The organism is Flavobacterium collinsii, assembly GCF_902804485.1.
In the GTDB taxonomy this organism is placed as follows: Bacteria; Bacteroidota; Bacteroidia; order Flavobacteriales; family Flavobacteriaceae; genus Flavobacterium; species Flavobacterium collinsii.
On sequence record NZ_CADCST010000150.1, the window covers coordinates 1 to 5,930 of the forward strand.

The 5,930-nt window shown below is 33.4% G+C and carries 7 protein-coding genes; 1 reads left to right on the top strand and 6 read right to left on the bottom strand.

The genetic code is table 11. The features are described from left to right. Positions 1-355 precede the first annotated feature (355 nt). The 5 genes from FLA105534_RS22530 to FLA105534_RS22550 all read right to left on the bottom strand — a co-directional run bounded on the left by FLA105534_RS22530 (position 356) and on the right by FLA105534_RS22550 (position 4,355). Positions 356-1,906 (bottom strand): recombinase family protein, encoded by a 1,551-nt coding sequence (locus tag FLA105534_RS22530; protein WP_173968328.1) that lies wholly within the window; start codon positions 1,904-1,906, stop codon positions 356-358. A 293-nt stretch (positions 1,907-2,199) separates the two neighbouring features. Beyond that, a complete protein-coding gene (locus FLA105534_RS22535) occupies positions 2,200-2,484 on the bottom strand; it encodes a hypothetical protein (protein WP_173968329.1) in 285 nt (94 codons plus the stop codon). Positions 2,485-2,495: 11 nt separating this feature from the next. Further along, complete coding sequence (locus tag FLA105534_RS22540; RefSeq protein WP_173968330.1) at positions 2,496-3,518, bottom strand: hypothetical protein; 1,023 nt, start codon at positions 3,516-3,518, stop codon at positions 2,496-2,498. 42 nt (positions 3,519-3,560) lie between these two features. Further along, on the bottom strand, positions 3,561-3,980 hold the full coding sequence (locus tag FLA105534_RS22545; protein ID WP_173968331.1) for a hypothetical protein: 420 nt from the start codon (positions 3,978-3,980) through the stop codon (positions 3,561-3,563). Between the two features lie 93 nt (positions 3,981-4,073). Next, positions 4,074-4,355: a hypothetical protein gene (locus FLA105534_RS22550; RefSeq protein WP_173968332.1), complete on the bottom strand. Its 282-nt coding sequence runs from the start codon at positions 4,353-4,355 to the stop codon at positions 4,074-4,076. A 204-nt stretch (positions 4,356-4,559) separates the two neighbouring features. On the opposite strand from FLA105534_RS22550, the gene FLA105534_RS22555 reads away from it, so the two are divergent. Next, positions 4,560-5,459: a DUF3732 domain-containing protein gene (locus tag FLA105534_RS22555; RefSeq protein ID WP_173968333.1), complete on the top strand. Its 900-nt coding sequence runs from the start codon at positions 4,560-4,562 to the stop codon at positions 5,457-5,459. On the opposite strand, the gene FLA105534_RS22560 is transcribed toward FLA105534_RS22555, so the two are convergent. Continuing rightward, positions 5,409-5,732: a nicotinate-nicotinamide nucleotide adenylyltransferase gene (locus FLA105534_RS22560; protein WP_246253293.1), complete on the bottom strand. Its 324-nt coding sequence runs from the start codon at positions 5,730-5,732 to the stop codon at positions 5,409-5,411. The genes FLA105534_RS22555 and FLA105534_RS22560 overlap by 51 nt on opposite strands. Positions 5,733-5,930: the final 198 nt, after the last annotated feature.

A 5,930-nucleotide genomic window follows, 5' to 3' on the forward strand; every position in this document is an offset into this window, starting at 1 on the left:
GAAAAGGATATTTGAACTTCTTTTTTTAAACTATTATGACTATATATAGACTCTAATCCTAAAAGTATTATTAAGCTTTACAAAAAATAGTTTTTCCATTGTATTGATTAATTTTGGCTTCTATAATTACATATATAAATACAATGTTATTAAGTCTAAGATTTAAATATTGCTTAAAAAATTATATTCTTTGTATTTACTGGATATACTTAAACTTGGAGGACTTTGTATTTCATACAATTGGATGTGTTTTGTATCAGCCCTATTTAGGCTAATTACAACTTTTTAATAAACTCGGGCAATCAAATGCTTTCACTATTATACCTCTGTCAACTCGCTAAAAAGTTGGAAATCTTCAAGTAATAAGGTTCGAATTTTGTCCCAAGGAGTTCACATCTTGGGACAAATCAGAAAACACCTGATTTGTCCCTTTTTTTTTACTATCTAAACCCTTGTAAAATAAGAGCATAATCCTGAGTGCTTCATTGATTCTTGTGGTTCGACACTCTATTCCGTCAAAAGTGAGCTTTTCAGGAAAAATCGAACCAATTATCTTTCTTTTTCTTGCGGTTGTACCTTCCTCATATAATGTTGCCAGTTGAGAAATATGACTAATAGCCTTATCCAGCAAGGGTTCAACGTTTGCAGTTCCTTTAATTCCAGTGGTTAATTTAGCTTCAAGCCTATTTATTTTTTCCTCAGTCTCTATTTTTATTATGCGATAATCATTAGGGTCTAAATCTCCTGCAATAAGTAAATTTCTAGCTTTCGCCAATCTTTCATTAGTCACTTCCAGTTCTTCTTTTAATCTATTAACATCACTGCGTTCATGTTTTGTTTTATTTTTAAATACGGATACTATTACTTCTTTGTATAATTCTAAAAAAGGCAATGGCCTTACATATTTTCTTAGTTCATCTACCACAATAGCATTTACCTCCGGAGCCTTTTCCCGGAATGTACATCCTAACCTACAGTGATAGTAGTAATAATGCTGATTACGTCCTTTAGAAGCACTCCCAGTAAGCAGTCTGCCACATTTCGGACAAATCAGATGCCCTCGCAATGGCAAAGCCGGATCTACCGTTAGAGTAGTTTTTCTATTTTTTTTTCTACTATCGATTGCATCCTGAACATCATAAAACATTGATTCAGAAATTAGTGGCTCGTGCTGTCCTTTTACTAATTGACTTTCTTCATCTTTATATTTTGGCACGAATACTTTTCCACAATACACAGGGTTACGTATAGAACCCCAAAAAGCATTCTTACTACATTTTAGTCCCTTATCAATTGCTAATCCCCAGATCTCTTGTGTGTTTATTTTTCCTTTCGCCAATTCCTGAAAAACCCATCGCATAATACTTGCTTCATCTTCTCTGATTGCAATATATTTTTTACCATCTTCATTAACTTTGTTAATATACCCTATTGGAGCAATCCCCATAACACGTCCTTCTTTTTTCGCCCGACGCATACCATGCAAAACATTTAATACTCTACGATCATTTTCAACTTCAGGAGCTGCAAGATAAAAAGCAAGCATCATTTTGTTTTCAGGAATTGTAAGGTCTAAAGGCTGTTCCACTGCTTGTGGTTCAACCCCTAATCTACGTAATGTACTGATCATCTGATAAGCATTTCCTGCATTACGACTAAACCTATCCCATTTGGTAAAGAGTACCAAATCAGAATGTCCCCTGCGTAGACGTAGTTCTGTCAAAAATTTCTTCCATGATGGACGGTTAAAAGTTTTAGCAGAATGATCTTCAGTAATCACTTTTCGAACCTGAAACGAATTCAGTTCACAATATTTACGTAAACGTTCTTCCTGATCCCTTTGCGAATATCCTTTATCTGCCTGTTCATCTGTACTTACACGGATATATAAATCTGCAATTTTCATGATTTTAATATTGGTTGTTTAAACTTACTTTCACGCTTTTGTGTGATTGTAAATTTACGTTTTTTTTGCTCATCTAAATATGTACCAGACACTATTTCAGCCATTTAGCAGGAAAAATCCAAGATATTTTTTGCTTGATCAGTATCTACATCAATACCACCCTTTCTCAATAATTCCATAGCTCTGTGCGGTGTTATTCTATCAATCTTTTCCTCTCTCATCATACACCTCCTTCTATTGACAGCAAAAGCCCGGGAGCGGGCTTTACTAATTAATTAAAATTATTCAATTACTCATATAGGAAAATAAATCGTACTTCTTTGGTTTCTATTACGTTTTGGTAAATAAATAATGTAGCCGTACTCGTTTAGTTCACGCATACACTTATGATAGGTTACAGGTCCGGTTATCTTAGCTAATTTCATAATTTCATATCTATAAACTTGAATAGGATTAACAAAACCCTTTTCTACCCTAAATTGTAGCAATGCAGCATAGATACCAATATGAGTGATGCTGATACGGTAATCTTTCTCTATTGCCTTAAAGAAATCAGATAAAGGTTGTAGTGTTTTCATATTTCAGTTTATCAGCTTATACGCATACCATTTCTTTTGGAATGGCTCTCCTGCTGGATCTCATTCGTTTTTTGTACTTGTTTTACAGTTTCCATTGTTTTATTACCCAATGCCGTTGCAAGCGTAATTTTTCTGGAATGCCCATCATAAATGTTTACCGATTTAAACTGAGGATTTGCTTCAATATAAAACCGGTGTTCATTTCCATTCTTAATCAAGGTTACGGGCAGCCGATTTCCTTGTTTTAAATCATCCATTAATTTATTAGCTTCATTTTTATTTGATGATTCCTTTAAGGGAAGCTGCTGTACTGCCTTTTCAAGATCATAACCGTATCCGGAATGAAATTCTTTTATACGGTGATTACCTGTCGCATCTTTGTCATTAAGATCCAGTTGTATCCAGGATCTGTCTTTTTGAACTGCCCGACCCACTAACAAATTATAAGCCTGAATTGTGTCAAAAGAATTTCTTCCCTGTATTTTGAAATATTGACTTCTATGCTCTTCAGGTTTTGATTCATTTTGCAAAGTTGTTTTATAACCATCAAATTGATATTGTCCACTTTGGTCTTTAGAAAAAGAGAGCTCATGATCCAGTCGTTCCTTTTCGTTGATATAATAGGACACCAGAATATTAAATTGCTCCTGACCCTGTTTTATTTGATGATCTATTTGATTTGACAAATCTTTAAAACCAATACGCTGTACCTGATCGTACAGCGCTTGATTATTCTTCTGCGCTTCTTTTACATCTTTATGTACTGCAATTTGATCTATAAGTGGTGCAACAACCAGTTTACGAATTAGACGAACTAACAAATTAGGGTAAAGCTGTTTTAGAATCTTGTTTTTTTCCTGTTTGAGCATCTGCAAAGCAAAACGTTCATCTAAATTTTTAGTGCCCTTATACTTTGTTCCAATACGTTCGTAGTGGTGCAGCTTTTCTTTAAGGAGTGATCTATTGTTGGAAAGACTGAAATTGAACAGTTTGCTAAAGCGCTCTTCCCTGGAGTGCCACTGTTTTAATTCCATTTCTACTCTGTTAACGGGAAGCTGTTCGTGCATAATTATTGATTACATGGATTGACTTTTCTTTTTTTTCTTAGCTTCCTTTGGCACTTCAAGTCCATCATCGTCCGCAGTTTGGTTTTGCTTTTTACTGCCTTGTTTCTCGGAAGTCTGCTGGGTTTCAGTTTGTTTTTCTTCTTGAGCTTTACGGTTGTCAATTCGTTTCATATTATTATCATAGATATTAATTGTTTTGAATTGCGGGCTGGCTTCAATATACTGTTTGATCTCATTACCTTCTTTTAAGAAAGTAGCACTCTGCAGATTTCCTTTTTTCAAAGAATTTATCAAGTCTTCTTTATATTTTGGGGTTTCCAGTTCTTTAATCGGATGTTTGGACAGTGCTGCTTCTAAATCATAGCCGTAATTCTGGTGGTAATAGTTTAGTTTAAAGTTTCCATTAGTTTCGGATTGTTTGAAGTCCATTTGAATCCATGACAAGCATCGTAAAACCGCGAACATGCCGAAAAGCAGTGTCAATATTTTTCATTTTACTAAACATAAGCTTTGAATTTAGGATTAAGATTTACCTTTTAATTTATCGGTCATATAATTCTCCTGGTCTTTGAAGTAGGGAGCAGAACTACCAGAATTTGCCATGCTCTGATACATACGTCCTGCAGCATTTCCCATTGCATCAACTGCCATTGTAGTGCCTTGAGATGCAGTACTCATCACTGAAGTTGTAGAACTGCTAAACATACTGGTCACTTTTTGTCCGAGTGCACCGCCACCTCCTGCATGAACAATATAATTAGCAACAGAGGGAACAGTGAAATAACCAATAATACCAATAATCATAAAGACTAAATAGGCAAAACGATTGGGCTACCGAAGTGGGGAATGCGAGATATATCTTAGATTTGGTTTTGAGTATTATCAATGTAAGTGTGCAGGCTGTAGAGATTGTTAGAAGATTGCCCAAAGTCAAATTTGAGTAACAATATCTAATTTTATAAATAACATTTAGCTTTATTATTACATTGTTAATATCAACAAATTACCTTGGTTTATTTACTAATTAAGCTTCTTTATGTTACTGAAAAATTAGAAGAATTTGATAAAGATAGGATTAAGCTTAGTAGAGAGCTTGATGTATTAAAAGTTGATTTATCAAAAATAGAGCAATTTGATAGATCAAAGAACGAATATTTGAATGATGTTGTTCTAGAACTTGATAAAAGGCTAAAGCCAATAGATTGGTTTTTAAATCAAAAAGGAACAGATGTTTGTCCATTTTGCGATTCAAAATCTGAAAAAGCGATAAACGAATTGTTAACTCTAAAGGAAAGCGAAATAAATAATCTTTCAATTATTGGAGAGTCGAAAAAAATGTCATTCAGTTTTGAAAAAGAAAAATATTCTCTAAAAAATGATGTTAGAAATAAGGAAAAAATGCTACAGAGTGTAAATTCAAACATTAAAATATTGCTTGATGAGAATAAAGAATACTATAAGAAATATCAAGATGTTTTTGAATTTACGGGAAAAATCGAACATGTTCTAAAAACTTTGGATTCATTAGCTCCCACAGGAGAATTGACTACTGAACTTATCAAACAAAAGGAAATTTTAAGTGGAAAACGTGAAGAACTTATTAGGCTTAATAAGACATTTGACAAAAATTCATGCTTGAAAAAAGTAAGTGATACAATAGATAATTACATTGCAAAGTTGCCAATCGAATCAAAAGAAAATAGGAAGGTTTGGCTAGATCCTGATAAAAGTGTTGGCATTTTGGTTGAGGACACAAAAACCGGAATTCGTAATTATCTGTCTAAAATAGGAAGTGGGGCAAATCATATGTGTTATCATTTGGCTACAATGTTAGGTTTGCATGAGTATTTTTTAAAGCTACCCGAAGAAGATAAAATTAATTATATTCCATTTCTTAAATTTTACTAACGCATCTTCACCGATGATTAATTTGAATTCATGCTCTGGAAATTTATCAGACAGTTTATTTAAATTATCAACAATATAACTAGGCTTAAGCATGGTAAATACCGTAGGTGAAGATGATATAAAATCAAAGACCTTTAACCTAGGATTATCTGAAATTGATATATTAATCATTTCTATACGAGCACTTTTTGGTAACGTAGTTTTCTTGCTTCTAAACGGGCTTGGAGGTGCTGGGATCAGCCAAACCTCTTCCAGATCAGTTGTATATGCCATCGTATTAGCGATGATTAAATGAACCTAAAAATAAACCGATTTTCATAGATCTCTACAGTTATAAAAAAAACAATCAAAATTTAGACCGTACTAATTCCACTAATGTGAGTAAAATCAACAGTTCCCTTACACAATAGTAATGCTTTTTCTACATTTAAACAAATTGAGAATGAGTTTCAGTATTAAAAAATTTAAAAT

Bases quoted from the DNA above. Each gene is read 5' to 3' on its own strand.
- FLA105534_RS22530 (WP_173968328.1), bottom strand. From the start codon at position 1,906: ATGAAAATTGCAGATTTATATATCCGTGTAAGTACAGATGAACAGGCA.
- FLA105534_RS22535 (WP_173968329.1), bottom strand. From the start codon at position 2,484: ATGAAAACACTACAACCTTTATCTGATTTCTTTAAGGCAATAGAGAAA.
- FLA105534_RS22540 (WP_173968330.1), bottom strand. From the start codon at position 3,518: ATGGAATTAAAACAGTGGCACTCCAGGGAAGAGCGCTTTAGCAAACTG.
- FLA105534_RS22545 (WP_173968331.1), bottom strand. From the start codon at position 3,980: ATGGACTTCAAACAATCCGAAACTAATGGAAACTTTAAACTAAACTAT.
- FLA105534_RS22550 (WP_173968332.1), bottom strand. From the start codon at position 4,355: ATGATTATTGGTATTATTGGTTATTTCACTGTTCCCTCTGTTGCTAAT.
- FLA105534_RS22560 (WP_246253293.1), bottom strand. From the start codon at position 5,732: ATGGCATATACAACTGATCTGGAAGAGGTTTGGCTGATCCCAGCACCT.